We start from the raw sequence: 16534 nt of genomic DNA, 5'->3' as shown, positions 1-16534 counted from the left end.
AAAAGGCAGCAAATCTGCTAACTTGACCTCTAGTAATGGCGGGCGTGTTTGGCCCCGAGTACGCGACGGTATCGCACGACAGGATTGTTTATGAGCCCTTTGATTTCTCTCTCCAGCCTCATCCGGATACTGCGCCGTCGGGCGCTGTTGATCACGGTTGTGGTGATTTGCGGCTCTATCCTGTCGGTACTCTACGCGCTGAACCGTCCCGCCGTTTACGAAACCAGCGCCGTTATCCAGATCGAGGCCCCGCAGGTCGCAGCCGCCCTGCCCGGCGCGACAACTGCATTGGTGTCCAGCAGCAACCGCAACCGATTGAAACTGATTGAACAGAAGCTGATGTCGCGCGACAGCGTCTTAGCCGTCGTGGACAAGTTTGACCTTTTCAATCGCCCTGCCGACCTGACGCCCGCCGAAAAGGTCACCGCCCTGCGCGAAGCGGTAGATATTGTAGAATTGATTGATCCCGCTCAGGCTTGGCGCAGCGACGTGCAGCCCTCTGGTCTGGTGATCTATGTGCGCTTGGATAACCCACATCAGGCTGCCGATGTCGCCAATGAGTTGTTGTCGCAGGTCCTGCTAGAAGGCAAAAAACGCAGCGAAAGCCAAACTACCCAGACCCTTGCCTTCTTCGAAGCGGAAGAGGATCGCATCAGCATGGCAATTGATTCACTGGAAATGGAATTTGCCCGCTACAAAGAGCAGCACGCGGAATCACTGCCGGATGTCATCCCTGATCAGCGTGAACAACTCGCCCTGTTGCGGCAAAGCCAGCTGGATTTGGAAAACCAGTTGATCCAAATCGAAACCAGTTCGGACCGCCTACGTGCCGAAGAACGGGCGCGTCAGGCCGATATTCTGCGGCAACAAATTGCGCTGGTGGATGGCCGGATTGCGCAGCTGGAGGCCGCGCTGTCCGCCGCGCCGGAAGTGGCGCGCGTCTTTGCCTTGCTCAGCCGTCAATCCACCCAGCTGCAGGCGGAATATCAGCAAATCACCACCCGCCGGACCGAAGCGGCTATGGCCCGCCAACTAGAAAGCCAGGACCAATTCGAACGCTTCGAGGTGCTGGAAACCGCGCTTGTGCCTGAATTCGCTGTCTCCTCGGGCAAGCGCAAAATCGCGATGGCAGGCGGCCTTGCCTCGGTCTTTGCCGGATTGGGGCTAGCACTGCTGTTGGAAATGTTCAGCCCCGTTTTACGCACCAGTCGTCATGTGGAACAGGCACTGGACATCCGACCTGTTGTCATCATTCCACATTTGGATCGCCCACGGGGCCGTGGATACGCGCCGGCGAACACGTCTGTTGCCAATACCGATCGCGCGCCCTTGCGAAAACGGATCAGTCGCCTGTTCACACGCGGATCATAGATCACGCTCACAATACAAAAACGGCCCATGCAAGTGCAGGGCCGTTTGTCAGCTAGCGCGCGCTGTTTTCCAGTTCGAGAACGAGTTAGGCGATCAGTAGCGGTATTCGTCGCCACTGGCATCTTCGGCTTTGTTCAGAACCACGCCTAGCAGCGGCACATCATCCCCCAAACGCCGCATCACTTCGCGAACCTCGGCCGCGCTGCTGCGGGTGCCGTCGATCACAATCAGGACGCCATCAAACCGGCCTTTGAACGCGATGACATCATCGTTGGCCAGCGCCGGTGGCAGGTCAAACAACACCACATCGGGGTGCAACTCCTCTTCCATCTGATTAAGCCGATCACGTGTCTCAGGCTGCTGTAGCAGTTCACTGGCAAACGGTTCCGGTTGCTCATTCATGGCAACCGCCAGATTTTCACCGATTTTCAGATCGTTGCGGTCAAATTTGAAAAACTGATCGCGGGTGGCGATTTGCCCACGCAGATAGTCCCCCATACTACCAACATCGCGCAACGACAGGATTTTGGAAACGCTGGGGTTGCGCATGTCCATATCCATCAACAGCGTCCGACAGTTTTCATACCGCGACAACGCCACAGCCAAATTAACCGCCACAAAGGTCTTGCCGCAATCGCGGGTGGGTGAGGTAATGCCGACCCGTTTCCAACCGTTTTCCGAAAGCGCCTGAACCAATCGTGCGCGCAGAACGTCAAAAGCTGCATGGACCGGATTGCGGCGGCTGGCGGTGATCACCAGATTGCGGCCTAAATGTTGACGCTGCACTGGCATAGTGCCCAACAACGGCCATTCATCCATTTCCGGTTCAGTTGGATAATCCTGTTCTTCAGGCGCAGTCGTCACACTGTCTGGCGACGGAATGTGGTCAAACGGGACGGCGGCAACTGCGGGGGTCAGCAACAACGGTTCTGCGGCAGGTTCGTCTGGCAATGCTTCATCGTTGTGCGAATGCGGCGCATCCATTTCTGTGGTATCCGATGCAGCATCCTGCATTTCGTCCCCGTCCCACTGCGGGAAAGCCGCACGCAGGGCGCGGTCCTCTTGCGCGATGTCATCTGCACTGCGCCCACTCAGGCCAAGAAACCCTGTCGCTTGGGGCGCATCATCCTTTACTGGCGCAGGCGCTTCCACATCCGCCATGACATTTGCCTGCGTACCCTCGGCCGCACGGGCAGCCCGCGCGGCACGTCGCGCTTGCCGCTTCTGCCGGAGTACTTTTTTCGACTGCTCAACCATACTATCGCCTTACCGGACACGGTTCCCCGAAACGGGGCAAAATTCCACAATAGGACGCGAATCGCGCACGTCCTCAGACATAGTAGGCCGTGAAACATGGGCAAAAATGTGCCCGCATCATGGTGAACAACTGGTAAAGCGCCCGATTTCTATAGCCCAAACAGGTTTGCGTCACGAATTCCGCGTTCGATAAACCGCTGCTTATCCGCCTCGGGCTGCCAGCCCAACACCGCCTTGGGCTGCGCATTGTCAAATGGGGAAAAATGCGCGCGGCTTTTCCAATCTTTGAGCGAGGGCCGTACAACGCCGTGACGGCGCAGCACCTTGGTTTTCAGCAGATATTTCACCCCATCCGCTGCCCAGAAGACGGTGAGGTCGCCGCTGCGCACCTTGATCCGCGCGCCCAGCGACTGCTGGATCGCATCGAAATAGCCACGAGCAGATAGCATCGGGTCGCCAATCAGATTGAAACTACGTCCGACCGCATCCGGATGATCCATCATCATGATCAGTGCATCCGACACATCATCGGCCAACACAAACGGCAGCGTATGGGTGCCACCGCCCCAAATCCGCACCGCACCCGCGCCATGCCACCGCCCGATGCCCCAGTGCTGTAGCGGACCACCCTCGCCAATCACGATACCGGGACGGGCAATGACCAGCGGCAGGCCGCCATCGCGGTGCATTTGCAGCAGGCGCGCCTCACACTCTGCTTTGGATCGCGCATAGAGGTTGCGATCCGACATGTCGCCGAATTCAGTATCCTCGGTAATTGTCTGGCGCGGGTCGGACATATCGTAAGACGCAATAGTGCCGGTATAGATCAGCCGCTTCACGCCCGCCTCCTGCGCGGCCTCAGCGACGCGCAGGGCGGTGCCCACGTCGTTTTCCAACGCTGCCTCCCATGTGTCATCCATGGACTTCGCCAGATTGAACACCACGTCGATCCCATCCATCGCATCGATCAACGCCTGTTTGTCACGCAAGCTAACCGCCACAGTTTCCACGTGATCCGCAATATCGGCAAAGGGCCCGAACGCCCCACGGCTGAGAACCCGCACATCATGGCCTGCGGCGACCAAACGACGGGTCAGGTTGCGGCCGATAAATCCGGTGCCGCCAATGACCATCACGCGGGGCCTAGGTGTACCTGTAACCGCTGCCGCCTCAACCGGCGTGGGCATCATCGCCAGTGCATCGTCGATTGCCTGCATGACATGGCCTGCTGCCGCTAGCGCAAACTGCGGTGCAGGTTCCGGCCCCCAGACCGCATCGACCATACCACGGAAGCTAAGACCATAGGGTGATTTCTGGTTCAGCGACACCAGTTGACGGACGGCATTCACCACGCCTTCGCGCAGGTGCTGACCGGCCAATGACATCTGCTTCAGGAACGGATTTAGCACCAGATCTGCCGCATTGTCAGACGCCAGAATCAAGGTATCCGCCGCATAGTCCAGCCGCGCCACACCTGACGATCCGCGCAAGGTGAGCGAGCGATCATCATGCGTTTCGACCATCGACAGGTTCAGCGTCACCGCCACATCGCCCGCCTCTGCCAAGATACGCCAACCCTGATGGCGCACCGCACCACCGGGCAGGGTGATTGGTTGATTGACCTCTAGATGTTTGATCGTCAGCGGCCCCAGCAAATCGACAGCAAAGGAAAACGGGTGCGGACCCAGCTCCAACAACAGATTGCGCGACTGACGCAGCAGCCACAGGCCATACGGCCCCGACCGCAGCGGCGCCAAAGGCAGGTGCCAGTTGACCTCAACCGACGACAGCCGCCCGATACGCCCCTGATCCAACGCCTGTTTCAGCCGCTGATAGCCTGGCACGGCAAGGAAGTTGTGACCGGCATGAAACTGCACCCCAGCCGCCTCGGCAGCCGCCGCAATCTTGCGTAGCTCGGCCGCGCTTTCTGCCACCGGCTTCTCCACCAGCACATCCAGCCCCGCCGCGATACACTCCAGCGCGATGGGCAGGTGCAGGTGCGGCGGCGTCAGGATGTGCACCGCATCCACCAACTTGGCTGCCACCATATCCGCCACCGATCCAAAGGCCTGCGCGCCATATCCCGCAGCCAACGCCTCTGCCGTGCTGAGCGACACGTCACAGACCGCCGCCACCGTCGCGTGCGGAGAGGCCTTCAGCGCATCGGCGTGCCATGTGGCGATGTAGCCAGCGCCGATAATGCCGATCCGGCGAGGGGTGGGGGACTGGGCCAAATCGGGCCTCCTTACTTATACTCAATAATGTGCATGGCACGCCCACGCGCCTTGCGCAGATGGTAGCGGATCATGCCGGAAAGGTTGGGAAATTTCGACAGGCTGAGGAAGAGCGCCTGATGCAATGCCTCTTTGCGCGGCAATTCCCCGCGCCGCAGCCCCTGAACCGTGCGACCATACGATACCGTATAGAGGGCGATCACCGCCAGCAGCAACGACCAGAACCACAGCGCACCGATGAGCGCCAGCACCGGTAGCACACCACCATACAGCATCACCCGCCGCCGTTCAGGGCGGAAATAATCGGGGTGCAAATCCCCCACCTGCGCAAAGCCATGGCCAGAGCGCACCGCGCGCTGCCACCACTGACTGAAACGCAGCATTGCCGCGTCGTGACGGGTCATCGCAACAGGAATACGCAAGAGGCGCTTGCCGGATTTGCGGATGCGGGTACAGAACTCATCATCCTCGGCGGCGATCACGGTGGGATCAAACCCGCCCACCGCGATGAAATCGGCGCTGCGCACCATCATGTCGCCACCGCAGGCGGCGATCTCACCCGCAGGGCGGTGCCATTCGTAGTCAACAAGGCGATTGTAAACACTCGCCTCTGGGTGAAGTTCAGACCGCCAGCCGGTGACAATCACCAGATCGTCACGCCCCGCAAACGCATCCAACGCGGCGGCGATCCAACCGTCCTCTACCCCACAATCCCCATCGACAAATTGCACAAATTCAGGCGGATCCTGGCGCAAGGCATCAAACCCCGCGTTGCGCGCACGCGCGGCGGTGAAGGGCACGGACGTGTCCAGTTCCACCACCGCAACACCCAGATCTCGCGCCGCCTGCACCGATCCGTCGGTGGAACCGGAATCGACATAAACCACCCGATCCACCTGCGCGCGCAGGCTGGTTAGGCAGCGGATCAAGCGCTCCCCTTCGTTGCGGCCAATGGCAACGGCAGCGACGGTGGGCTGGGTCATTGTTGATCCCCCGTCTGAGCAGGCAAGGGCGCACGCACCGCATTCGGTGGTTGATCTGAATGATAGGCACGGAACAATCCGCCCAGACGCGCCGCCTCTTGGGAAATATCGAATTCCGCTCGAACCTTAGCGCGGCCCGCAACCCCCATCTGTGCCGCGCGGTCGGGGTCGGCCAGAACGTCGCGCAAGGCGTCGCTCAACGCCGACACATCGCCCGGTGGAACCAAATGCCCGCTGACGCTATCCTCCACCAGTTCGGGAATGCCGGCGATACGGGTGGTGACCACGGGCAGCCCTGCGGCCATCGCCTCCATCAACACGACGGGAACACCTTCGGCGAAACTGGGCAGGGCCAGTGCGTCTACCTTTGCCAGCATGTCTGCCACCTCTGACTGCGATCGGTAGCCGAGGAAGTTGACTGCATCCCCCAATCCGAGCGCCTGTGCCTCTGCCTGCAACTCTGCCCGCTCTGGTCCATCACCGATCAGCGACAGGCGCAGATCAGGGTTATCGCGCCGTGCCTCTACCAGCGCTTCTAGCAACACGGGCACGCCTTTGACGGCGGCCAGACGGCCTACAAACAGCAGGTGATTGCCATTGCGCGCGGGTGCGCTGTCATAACGATCGGGCGTCACGCCACAATGCACGATGTGCATTCGCGACCAATCGCGGCGATGCGCAAAACTCATCCCCTGTGATCGGCAGAAATCACTGATACAGGCAACAAACCGCGCCCGCGCGATTTTCGCATCCAGACGCCAGCGTATAGGCTCAAAGAAGATGTCCGGCCCATGCAGGGTGAAGCTGTAGGGAATCCCACTCAACTCGTTGCACAACATGGCAACGGTGCAGCTGGCCTTGGCGATATGGTTGTGCAGATGCTGGACACCATTGCGGCGCAGGTGATCGGCCAGCACCACGGCCTCGGCAAAGTAGAACAGCTGATAAAGCGTCGGCTTGACCCCACCGGGGGAGGTTTTGATCACAAGTTTCAGCGCACGCAGGTATCTGCGGGGGCTGCCCAGTGCGCGTAGGTGTGCGCGCAAGGCCGTGATGGGGCGCAGCGCTGCCTCCAACACATGAAATGTGCGGCCCTGTTCAGCACGTTGTTCGTCACCCACCAAATGTTCTGCGCCGGTGCGTCGGATCGAACAGGTCGAGACGGTAAAGCCCTGATCGCGCAGCGCAGACACCTCACGTTGGATGAAGGTGTCGGTGGCGCGGGGATATTCGCCGGTGAGGTAGGCGATGTGCATCGGGTCAGTCATCACCTGCCTCCTGCAATGCCTCGTCCATCAGCGCCTGAAACCCTGCCTCAGGCAGCCATTCGAGGCGTTCGGTGAGCAGAGTGTTCGCGTAGCGCAGCGGCAACATACGGTAGCGTATGGTTGGTAGCTTTAGCAGGCCGAACGGCAGTCGTGATCCGGTCAAACGCGCCAAAAATGCCAAGACTTGCCACGGGAACGGCAGTACCAGACGTGGCCAGCCAGTGCGGCGATGCTGCGCCAAATAGGTGGCGCGGTCAGGCAGATCACTATCGACTACATTGATCACATCCGACCGCCCACGCGCCGCCGCCTCTGCTGCCAATCGCAGCGCCTGCGCGGCGTGGCGGATGTGCGATAGCGGCACTTCGCCCTTGTTTTCAAGGCGCAGGAATATCGGCCCCAAAGACACACCTAGGTGAGCATTCCACAAACGACCCGCCCCCCAGATGGCACCGATCCGCAAGATTTGCAGGGGTACGTTCATCGCAGCGGCGGCGTCACGGCAGATCTGTTCCTGCGCCAGCTTAGCCTGACAATAGGCATCGCGCAGTTGTGGCTGATCCTCTAATGCGCGGCTCTCATCCACCACGTCACCCGCAGATAGCTGCATCGCGGAATAGACAGACATTGACCCCGCCAGCACAATCGCGGGCGGCGCATCGCTGCGCATCACTGCTTGCATCAAGGTTTGAGTTGCCTCCACGGTGTCTTTTTGCTGCACTGCAGCACAACCCGACATCGAGGCTGCAAGATGCAATAGAACATCGACCTGAGGCAGTGTGGTCACTTTGTTCAAATCGCTCTTGATGACAGTGATACGTTGGTCGATTTGCCATTCCATGGGGCAAAGAGCTGGATCGCGCAGGATCACCGACAGCTGATGCCCAGCCAGCAAGCATTGGCGCACGACCTCACGGCCCAACCCGCCAGTGGCGCCGGTGATCAGCAAATGCAATTTGGTCCCGGCTTCACCCGCGTTCATGTTCTGACCTGTCAAAATAGCCTCTCATACTCATACGCCAGACCACGAAACTGTTTAAGCGACCCAAAGGTTTTACGACTATTACACCGCCCACTCCATCAGCGGCATCGGCGGACAGGTGGTGGTCATAGCCTGCGCGCCTGACGACTCACCCGCATTCTGAATGGCCAATGTGACCTCATTAAGGTGAAGCGCAAATTCATTGGACAATCTGCACGGGCGCCCTTCGGCAATCGCCGCCAACATTTCAGCAGGCCCAAGGGCAAAGTTCATCGCCGCAGCGCCCCAGCGCCCTACCTTGGGGTGGGTCGGCCCCCGCAACCGCAAACGCCGCCCAAACGGACTGTCAATCAGACGACGACGCAGGCGGAACCGGCGATGGAACCTCACCGCCGCACCGTTGTGCCAGGCTTGCTTGACCGACAACATGCCCTTGTCGCCAATGATGCGGATCTGATGATCATGAGGGGCCACAATGGAACAGGTTAGGCGCACCACCGGGCCATCATCAAAGAATAAGGTCGCCACGGAAACATCCGGCGCAGCGTTTTCAACGCCACGCTTGTCCGGCAACACCTCGGCCGAAGCGGCGACAACAGTGCGCACCGTGCCAAACATGGCGATTAGCCAACTGAGGTAATAGCCCGCATGTTCCAGCGTACAGCCAACCTGAAACTCATCTTCGTAGGGCCAAGGCGCATCGCTTTCGCTGCGCCAATCCTCAACCGGGGCCTGTGGAATAAACCCATCGTCCAGCTCGGCATAGATCAACCGCGCAGGTCCGGCGACCTGATCGCGCACGGCCCGCGCCAAGGTTTGAGCCGCCTCACCCAATACGCTGCACGGTGCCGATGCCAGCATCAGACCGCGCGACTGCGCAAGCTCATGCAGCGCACGCGCCTGCCCCATATCCATCGCCAGCGGCTTTTCGGAATAGCAATGATGCCCCGAATCAAGGATTGCCTGATTTACCTCATAATGCGCGTTAGGGTTGGTTAGGTTTAGAACGACTCCTCCCGATGGGAGAGCATTCAGGCAATCTTCTATGCTTTCGAACACAGGAATGCCCCAAAAACTACAAAATTTACCCGATCTTGCCGTTATCTTGTCAAACGCACCAATTACCCTGATGCTTGGAAAGGTTGAAAACGACCGCATATACAGATCCGCAACGAAACCGCAGCCGATCAACACAACGTCGCCCTTAATTTCTGTGCGCGTGATCAAGTGTCTGCATCCTAAACAATGGTGGTCCCCCACCTTAAACAGTACACTGGGAGAGTAACCGCGCGCGGGTTTGGCGTGCAAACATCTTCCTTGAATTTAATGATTAAAATCACGCAGCTGCGGACCCGTTGCAGCACGTGACACGTTCAGTCGAGGTATCTGGATGAAGTTCTGGATAAACAGTTACGCAATTTCGGTGAATACACCGACCTGGCAAGACCTACAGCAACGAATGTCATAGCATTTCGATGCTGGTGAAGGATTCGCACTGGCGACGCTGAACATGGACCACCTCGTCAAATTGGGAAGAGATTCCGCCTTTCAGTCTGCCTATCGGAAACATGATTTTGTGGTAGCGGATGGAAACCCGATCGTTTGGATGTCCCGTCTGGCCGGGCAACCCGTTGATCTGATGCCGGGGTCCAACATGGTTTTGCCGATCGCCCGGTTTTGCGCAGACAACGATATTCCCGTCGCACTGATCGGGGGCCACGAAGAAGGTTTGGCTGCGGCTGCAGACGTGATGCAACACGAACAGCCCAAATTGAAGATATCCTACCAGCACGCCCCGCCAATGGGTTTTGACCCTACAGGCGAAGAGGCAGCCGAGATTCTACGCGCGGCCAAGGCATCAGGCGCGCGCCTGTGCTATCTGGCACTTGGCGCACCGAAACAGGAATTGTTTGCCGCCTATGGCCGCGAACTGACCCCAGAGTTGGGGTTCGTGTCCATCGGTGCAGGGCTAGATTTCCTGTCGGGTGAACAAATCCGGGCGCCCATGTGGGTGCGGAAAATGGCGATGGAATGGCTGTGGCGTTTGATTGGTGATCCCGGCCGCTTGATGCAACGCTATGGGCTTAGTTTCGCTGTGTTGCCGGGGCATCTACTACGATCAGCACTGCGTTCGCAGGACTGACACCCTTATCGCTGCGCCACCCTCCCACGTCATAAAACTTTTATTGAATTGTCAATTTAGCGACTTCTGACGGCTTTAGCAGGCTGCCCTAACGAACTGGGGACAGACCATGCTGAACATTGAAAACCTGACCAAGATCTTTGGCGCCAACACCGCCGTCGACAATGTGTCGATCAAAGTGGACAAGCCGATGATGATCGGCGTGATCGGCGCATCGGGCGCAGGTAAATCCACCATGCTGCGGATGCTGAACCGTCTGGAAGACGCAAGTTCCGGTCGCATCCTCTTTGACGGTCAGGATGTGACCAGCCTGCAAGGTGCGGACAAACGTCGCTGGCAGGCTGACTGCGCGATGATCTTTCAGCAGTTCAACCTGGTGCCCCGTATGGATGTTGTCAGCAACGTTCTGCACGGCACGTTGAACAAACGCTCCACTACAGCAACGCTGTTCAACCTCTACCCCACCTCTGACATTCACCGGGCGCTGGATATTCTGGAACGCCTCGGCATCGCTGGCCACGCCGCCAAACGGGCTGAGGCCCTGTCTGGCGGTCAGCAGCAGCGTGTGGCGATTGCCCGTGCAGTCATGCAGGATCCGAAAATTGTGCTGGCCGACGAACCTATCGCCTCGCTGGACCCGATGAACGCCCAGATCGTGATGGACGACCTGCGCCGCCTGCACGACGAAGATGGCCGCCTGGTCATTGCCAACCTACACACGCTGGACACTGCGCGCCGCTACTGTGACCGCGTAATCGGCATGCGCCATGGCCGTGTGGTCTTTGACGGCACACCAGATCAGCTGACCACCGGTGCCGCCCGCGACATCTACGGCGCAGACGCCAGTTTTTCCGAGGCCGCGACCAGCACCTCGATCGAGGCACTAAACACCCCGCGCCCTGCGGCCGTGCCTGCGTAACGACCTACCACATTAACGATTGACCAAGTTTTCATCTCCTGCCGCGACCGGCAGGGTTCAACATCGGAGAGAGAAGATGAAAAAACTGATCGCGGCCGTTCTGGCCACCACCGCCCTGACCACGCCCGTACTGGCCGAGGACAAAGGCATCACCGAATTCCGCATCGGCCTGCTGGGTGGCGAAAACGCCCAAGACCGTCTGAACAACAACGAGTGCCTGCGCGCCAAAACCGAAGAAGTGCTGGGTGTTCCCACCAAACTCTTCGCTCCTGCGGACTACAACGGCGTTATTCAGGGTCTGCTGGGCGGCACCATCGACATGGCATGGCTGGGCGCATCGGGCTACGCAAAAACCTACCTGTCCGACCCCGAAGCGGTTGAGCCGATCCTGGTGAAGGTGAACGTGGACGGCGGCTACGGCTACCACTCCATCGGTTTTGCGCGCAAAGACAGCGGCATTGAATCGCTGGACGCAATGAAGGGCAAAACCTTCGGCTTCGGTGACCCGAACTCCACCTCCGGCTTCCTGATCCCCTCGATCGAAATCCCCGCAATCACCGGTGCCACCATGGAATCCGGCGACTACTTCGGTGAAGTCAAATTCTCCGGCGGTCATGAACAGACCATCGTTGGCGTTTACAACGGCGACTTCGACGGCGGCGTCACCTGGGCCGACGGCCTGGGCGAATGGGAAGATGGCTACAACTCCGGCGCCCTGCGTCGTGCGGTTGACGCCGGTCTGGTTGACATGAACGAGCTGGTTCAGATCTGGAAATCCAAGCCGATCCCCGAAGGCCCCATCGTGCTGCGCAAAGCACTGCCCGAAGATGTGAAGGTGAAATTCACCGCACTGATGGCCTCCATGCCCTCCATCGACCCTGATTGCGCCTACGGCGTTCTGTCCGGCGAAGCCAAAGGCGTTCAGCCCATCGGTCATGACGCCTACGAAGTCATCATCGAAGCGCGCAAGCTGAAGTCCAACTAAGCTTTCCCTTTCTTGAAACAGGCCCCGCATTTCATGCCGGGGCCTGTTTTTACTTGAGGTATTCCCTATGGCCGATCTAACCGCCGATGCGCCGATTGCGGACATCCGCACCCATTATCTGGAAATGACCCGTCGTCGCCGCACCTATAGCGCCATTACGCTGGCGGTGTTTGTGGCCTTGATGGTTGCAGGTTTCCGCACTGCCGATGACCGCAACGCGGGTGGCTTCTTTGACGGATTGCACCGTCTGTTCGACTTCCCCGCCGAGGTGCTGGGCGAAGCCGGACAAAAGCTGGCGGAAATGCCGGCCCATTTTGTGAAATTCCTGCCTTCGCTGATTGAAACGATCAACATTGCCGGCGCCTCGACCCTGCTGGGCGCGATGGCGGCGATTGTTCTGTCGCTACTGTCGACCCGTGGGCTGGCCCGCTGGCCACGCCTGATCCCGCTGTTCCGGCGCATAATGGACATCACCCGCGCCATCCCTGAAATCGTCATCGCGCTGGTGTTGATCTTCATCCTTGGTGGCGGTCCGGTTCCTGCGATGATCGCCATTTCGCTGCACACGGCTGGCGCACTTGGCAAACTGTTTTCAGAGGTGAATGAAAACGCCTCCCTCAAACCCGTCGAAGGGTTGCAATCGGTCGGCGCCAGCTGGTCGCAGCGCATGATCCTAGGGGTTCTGCCACAGGTAATGCCCAACTTCCTCAGCTACGCGCTGCTGCGGTTTGAGGTAAACATCCGCGCCTCTGCCATCCTTGGCTTTGTTGGTGCAGGCGGCATTGGCTACGAGCTGAAGAACGCCATGTCCTGGGGCAAAGGCCAATATGATGAGGCCGCCGCCATCTTTATCCTGCTGTTTGCCACCATCGTGATTGTGGACCAGCTGTCATCCGAAGTGCGCCACCGCCTGACTCATGGTGCCAAGCTGAAAGAGGCCACCCAATGACCATGACCGCCGATGCAACTGCGCTGAAACCGCAGATCGACACGCTGTTCTGGCGCAAACGCCTCATGGCCTTTGGCCTGCCTGCGCTGGTGCTAGCCTATTTCGTCTACATTTTCTTTGCCTTTGACATGGCGGGCCTGTCGGGTCGCGCCAATCTGGACAACGGCAAAACGCTGGTGCGTGACAGCTACAGCTACAAAACCCACGTCACCCGCGACAACCGCAGCGCCGCAGTGTCCATCGCGATCGAGGGCGAACGTAAGGGCGCCTACCCTGACGGTCAGTCCCCCGATTGGGTAACACTGGGCTCTGATCAGGGCACCGATACTGTGATTGATCTGGGCGACGGCCATGTCGTCACCTTTGGTGAAACGCAGGTGACCTATGATGTTCCAGGCTACGGGTTGATCGTCACCGAACCCGGCCGCCGTGGCGTGCAGGCACAATTCCCCGCAGGCGATCTGCCCGATTGGATCAACGCATCGAAAAACCGTCTGGCGGTCTACACCGATGCAGGCCGTCTGACAGTGACCCGCAACCGGTCCGAGGTGTTCAAATACAACTACGGCTGGGAGCTGTTCTTCTTCACCCTCGACAGCCCGTATCACACCATGGGCTGGGGCGAGGTGCTGAGCCGCGCCGTCACCGGCGAGGCAGGGGCGATTGTCAGCGATTTCTGGAACAACAAGATGTGGCGTCATGCGGATGTGGCATGGGCGATCTTTGAAACCATCCTGATGGCCTTCCTCGGCACCTTTGGTGCGGCGATTGTGTCCCTGCCGCTGGCCTTTCTGGCGGCCAAGAACTTCGCGCCCTTGATGGCGCTGCGCTTTGCCATGCGCCGGGTGTTCGACTTCTTCCGTGGGGTGGACGCGCTGATCTGGACCATCGTCCTATCCCGCGCCTTTGGCCCCGGCCCGCTGACCGGCGCATTGGCGATCCTGATCACCGACACCGGCAGCTTCGGCAAGATGTTCTCTGAGGCGCTGGAAAACGTCGACGGAAAACAGATTGAGGGCATCCAGTCCACCGGCGCCAAGCCGCTGCAACGCTACCGTTTTGGCGTGCTGCCGCAAGTAACCCCGATCTTGCTGAGTCAGGTTCTGTACTTCCTCGAATCCAACACCCGGTCCGCCACCATCATCGGTGCGATCACCGGCGGCGGCATCGGCCTTTTGCTGACACAGGCGATCATCACACAGAAAGACTGGGAAGAAGTGTCTTACTACATCGTGCTGATCATCGTTATGGTGATGATGATGGACTGGCTGTCCGGCATCCTGCGCCGCAAATTGATCAAGGGGTAAGGATCCTCCCCCTTCCTCTTTGATCTAGGGCCCGCCGGTTTTCCGCTGGCGGGCTTTTTTACAGAAAAGGACACGACCAATGCCCAGATTAAGCGCTGACACACCGTTTTTGCACCCAGAGGCAGAGGTAAAGGCCACCACCTTTGGCACCTACTGTGAGGTGGGGCGCGGCAGCCGCATTCAGAACAGCACCTTTGGTGATTATTCCTACTGTGACCGCTACGCGGATGTGGCGAACACCGATGTAGGCAAGTTCGCCAATATCGCCAGCTACGTGCGCCTTGGCGCCACCGATCATCCGATGCACACTGCCAGCATGCACCACTTCCTCTACCGATCCGACGATTATTGGGACGGTGCGGGCGTGGATGAGGATTTCTTTGCCCACCGTGCATCACGCCGTATCACCATCGGCCATGACGTCTGGATCGGCCATAATGCGCAGGTCAAGCCAGAGGTCAGCATTGGCCACGGCGCCATCATCGCATCCGGTGCCATCGTGACCAAGGACGTGGCCCCCTACACCATCGTCGCCGGTGTCACTGCCCAGCCCCTGCGCCGCCGCTTTTCTGAATCCGTGGCAGATCGCATGATCGCGTTGGCGTGGTGGGATTGGGATCACGACCGCCTGCGCGCCGCCCTACCTGATTTCCGCGCCATGCCTGCCGAAGCGTTTCTGGAGAAATATGAGGGCGCTTGAAACATCCCCCACAGACCCAAAATGCGGCCCCCGGGGAAAGGGCCGCATGATTAGGGATAAAAGGGGATAGACTAAAAACAGGTCATGAAAAGTAAGGTGCACTCACTCACCTTACCCTCACACTACCCGTTGTTTTTAACGATTCGGTGACGCCTGAAGTGGGCCGTCACTCCGCCGCCAGAGGCATATTATCTTGGCCCATCATCATAAAGCGCTGCGCCGCTTCCCCGGTCAGGAAGGAGAGGCGACCATCACAGATCGTCGCCTCAACCGTGCGACGGTCCTGATGAACGATGACCAAATCCGCGCGTTTGCCGGGGGCGATGACACCCCGATCTGCCAACCGCAGGATTTCCGCCGGACGTTTGGAAATCAGCGCCCAGGCCTTAGGCAGCGACAGAACGCCCTGATCCACCAAGGCAAAGGCCGCCTGCGACAACGCGGGGTAGAAGTAGTCAGACACCAGTGCGTCGCACAGCCCTTCACGGATCAGATGCGTGGCTGAAATGTTGCCTGCCTGCGATCCGCCACGCACCACATTCGGCGCGCCCAGCAGAATTGGATCGCCCATCGCCGCCGCTGCAGCAGCCGGCGGGCGAGCGGTCGGGAATTCGCAAATTCGGGCCCCGATCATCGCGTAGTGTTCACGCTGTTCGGCGGTCGCGTCATCATGCGATCCATACAGAACGCCAAGCGTATCGAACGCCTCTGCCAAACGGCACAGACTGCGCGGCACTTCGGGCGCGCGGGCAGCGGCCTCTTCGACCACAGCCAGATGTTCGCGGGCGGTGCGGCCATTGCGGGCCGCCCATTGCGCAATCATCGCAGGATTGACCTGCGCGCCAGTAAAAGCTTCGTCAATGTGGTTGTTGAAAGCCACATAGTCGACGCCATAGCGGCGCACCGCGCTCAGCAGGCGTTCTACCGTGTCGACCATATGAGTTTCATAGCGGATCTGGATGCGCAGATCGGTCAACGCATGGGGACGATAGGCCGCCAGTTTCGCCAATACATCTTCGGCGAAATCAGGGCCACGCATGCCACCTTCCCATGACCAGCTTTGCGCCATCCACGCAGTCGTCACCCCGTTCGAGGCCGCATCGCGATCGGTCAGCCGCAGGCCGGTTTCAATCGGAAACGGGGCCGAAGGGCGCGGCGCTATATGGCGTTCAAAGGCATCGCCATGCAGGTCAATGATCCCCGGCAAAATATAGAAACCAGACAGATCAACCACTGGGCGCGGGCCCTTGGTGATCCGGCCATCTTCGATCACTACTGATCGGTTCTGCATTTCCCCGTCACGCAGGACGGTTGCGCCGGTTAGACGCACAGGGGGGAGTCGGTGCTGCATTTGCCTGCCTCATGACAAAGTTGCCCCTGATTACGCAGCTTCTATGTCGACGAGGTGACAGATCGGTTGGGTTTTCGCGAAGAAA

General features: G+C 59.3%; 13 protein-coding genes and 1 pseudogene. 7 read left to right on the top strand and 7 right to left on the bottom strand.

What is annotated here, in order from left to right; all coding sequences use genetic code 11:
* Positions 1–90: 90 nt before the first annotated feature.
* Positions 91–1371: a Wzz/FepE/Etk N-terminal domain-containing protein gene (locus TM5383_RS07800; protein WP_058318494.1), complete on the top strand. Its 1281-nt coding sequence runs from the start codon at positions 91–93 to the stop codon at positions 1369–1371.
* 93 nt (positions 1372–1464) lie between these two features.
* Here the strand turns inward: TM5383_RS07800 and TM5383_RS07795 are convergent, their stop codons facing one another.
* From TM5383_RS07795 to TM5383_RS07770, 6 genes are all read right to left on the bottom strand, one after another.
* On the bottom strand, positions 1465–2628 hold the full coding sequence (locus tag TM5383_RS07795) for a CpsD/CapB family tyrosine-protein kinase (protein ID WP_058318493.1): 1164 nt from the start codon (positions 2626–2628) through the stop codon (positions 1465–1467).
* Positions 2629–2777: 149 nt separating this feature from the next.
* Entirely contained in the window at positions 2778–4862 is a 2085-nt protein-coding gene (locus TM5383_RS07790) for an NAD-dependent epimerase/dehydratase family protein (RefSeq protein ID WP_058318492.1), read from the bottom strand.
* A gap of 11 nt (positions 4863–4873) precedes the next feature.
* Positions 4874–5845, bottom strand: a complete 972-nt coding sequence (locus tag TM5383_RS07785) for a glycosyltransferase family 2 protein (RefSeq protein ID WP_058318491.1) — start codon at positions 5843–5845, stop codon at positions 4874–4876.
* The gene (locus tag TM5383_RS07780; protein WP_058318490.1) at positions 5842–7113 is read right to left on the bottom strand and encodes a glycosyltransferase family 4 protein; all 1272 of its coding nucleotides are present in this window, start codon (positions 7111–7113) and stop codon (positions 5842–5844) included. Before TM5383_RS07780 ends, TM5383_RS07785 begins: the two co-directional genes overlap by 4 nt.
* Positions 7106–8095, bottom strand: a complete 990-nt coding sequence (locus TM5383_RS07775; RefSeq protein WP_058318489.1) for an NAD-dependent epimerase/dehydratase family protein — start codon at positions 8093–8095, stop codon at positions 7106–7108. Before TM5383_RS07775 ends, TM5383_RS07780 begins: the two co-directional genes overlap by 8 nt.
* A gap of 81 nt (positions 8096–8176) precedes the next feature.
* Complete coding sequence (locus TM5383_RS07770) at positions 8177–9289, bottom strand: Gfo/Idh/MocA family protein (RefSeq protein ID WP_306345453.1); 1113 nt, start codon at positions 9287–9289, stop codon at positions 8177–8179.
* 292 nt (positions 9290–9581) lie between these two features.
* On the opposite strand from TM5383_RS07770, the pseudogene TM5383_RS07765 reads away from it, so the two are divergent.
* The 6 genes and pseudogenes from TM5383_RS07765 to TM5383_RS07740 all read left to right on the top strand — a co-directional run.
* Positions 9582–10238 (top strand): annotated as a pseudogene (locus tag TM5383_RS07765) (WecB/TagA/CpsF family glycosyltransferase); the annotation flags it as partial.
* Between the two features lie 109 nt (positions 10239–10347).
* Positions 10348–11157, top strand: coding sequence for a phosphonate ABC transporter ATP-binding protein (gene phnC, locus TM5383_RS07760; protein ID WP_058318488.1), 810 nt, complete (start codon positions 10348–10350; stop codon positions 11155–11157).
* A gap of 76 nt (positions 11158–11233) precedes the next feature.
* Positions 11234–12142 carry a phosphonate ABC transporter substrate-binding protein gene (gene phnD, locus TM5383_RS07755; protein WP_058318487.1) on the top strand — a complete coding sequence of 303 codons (909 nt, stop codon included), beginning with the start codon at positions 11234–11236 and terminating at the stop codon, positions 12140–12142.
* Positions 12143–12209: 67 nt separating this feature from the next.
* A complete protein-coding gene (gene phnE / locus TM5383_RS07750) occupies positions 12210–13091 on the top strand; it encodes a phosphonate ABC transporter, permease protein PhnE (RefSeq protein ID WP_058318486.1) in 882 nt (293 codons plus the stop codon).
* A complete protein-coding gene (phnE, locus tag TM5383_RS07745; RefSeq protein WP_058318485.1) occupies positions 13088–14398 on the top strand; it encodes a phosphonate ABC transporter, permease protein PhnE in 1311 nt (436 codons plus the stop codon). Before phnE (TM5383_RS07750) ends, phnE (TM5383_RS07745) begins: the two co-directional genes overlap by 4 nt.
* Positions 14399–14477: 79 nt before the next feature.
* On the top strand, positions 14478–15098 hold the full coding sequence (locus TM5383_RS07740; RefSeq protein ID WP_058318484.1) for an LbetaH domain-containing protein: 621 nt from the start codon (positions 14478–14480) through the stop codon (positions 15096–15098).
* A 166-nt stretch (positions 15099–15264) separates the two neighbouring features.
* On the opposite strand, the gene TM5383_RS07735 is transcribed toward TM5383_RS07740, so the two are convergent.
* Positions 15265–16449, bottom strand: a complete 1185-nt coding sequence (locus TM5383_RS07735; protein ID WP_058318483.1) for an alpha-D-ribose 1-methylphosphonate 5-triphosphate diphosphatase — start codon at positions 16447–16449, stop codon at positions 15265–15267.
* Between the last annotated feature and the right edge of the window lie 85 nt (positions 16450–16534).

It is taken from the genome of Thalassovita mediterranea (assembly GCF_001458435.1).
Classification (GTDB): domain Bacteria; phylum Pseudomonadota; class Alphaproteobacteria; order Rhodobacterales; family Rhodobacteraceae; genus Thalassobius; species Thalassobius mediterraneus.
The sequence above is the reverse complement of the archived record's forward strand: the minus strand, read 5'-3'. Positions and strand labels throughout refer to the sequence as shown.

Coding starts and splice junctions, on each gene's coding strand:
- TM5383_RS07800 (WP_058318494.1), top strand. CDS start 91: ATGAGCCCTTTGATTTCTCTCTCCAGCCTCATCCGGATACTGCGCCGT.
- TM5383_RS07795 (WP_058318493.1), bottom strand. CDS start 2,628: ATGGTTGAGCAGTCGAAAAAAGTACTCCGGCAGAAGCGGCAAGCGCGA.
- TM5383_RS07785 (WP_058318491.1), bottom strand. CDS start 5,845: ATGACCCAGCCCACCGTCGCTGCCGTTGCCATTGGCCGCAACGAAGGG.
- TM5383_RS07780 (WP_058318490.1), bottom strand. CDS start 7,113: ATGACTGACCCGATGCACATCGCCTACCTCACCGGCGAATATCCCCGC.
- TM5383_RS07775 (WP_058318489.1), bottom strand. CDS start 8,095: ATGAACGCGGGTGAAGCCGGGACCAAATTGCATTTGCTGATCACCGGC.
- phnC (WP_058318488.1), top strand. CDS start 10,348: ATGCTGAACATTGAAAACCTGACCAAGATCTTTGGCGCCAACACCGCC.
- phnD (WP_058318487.1), top strand. CDS start 11,234: ATGAAAAAACTGATCGCGGCCGTTCTGGCCACCACCGCCCTGACCACG.
- phnE (WP_058318486.1), top strand. CDS start 12,210: ATGGCCGATCTAACCGCCGATGCGCCGATTGCGGACATCCGCACCCAT.
- phnE (WP_058318485.1), top strand. CDS start 13,088: ATGACCATGACCGCCGATGCAACTGCGCTGAAACCGCAGATCGACACG.
- TM5383_RS07740 (WP_058318484.1), top strand. CDS start 14,478: ATGCCCAGATTAAGCGCTGACACACCGTTTTTGCACCCAGAGGCAGAG.
- TM5383_RS07735 (WP_058318483.1), bottom strand. CDS start 16,449: ATGCAGCACCGACTCCCCCCTGTGCGTCTAACCGGCGCAACCGTCCTG.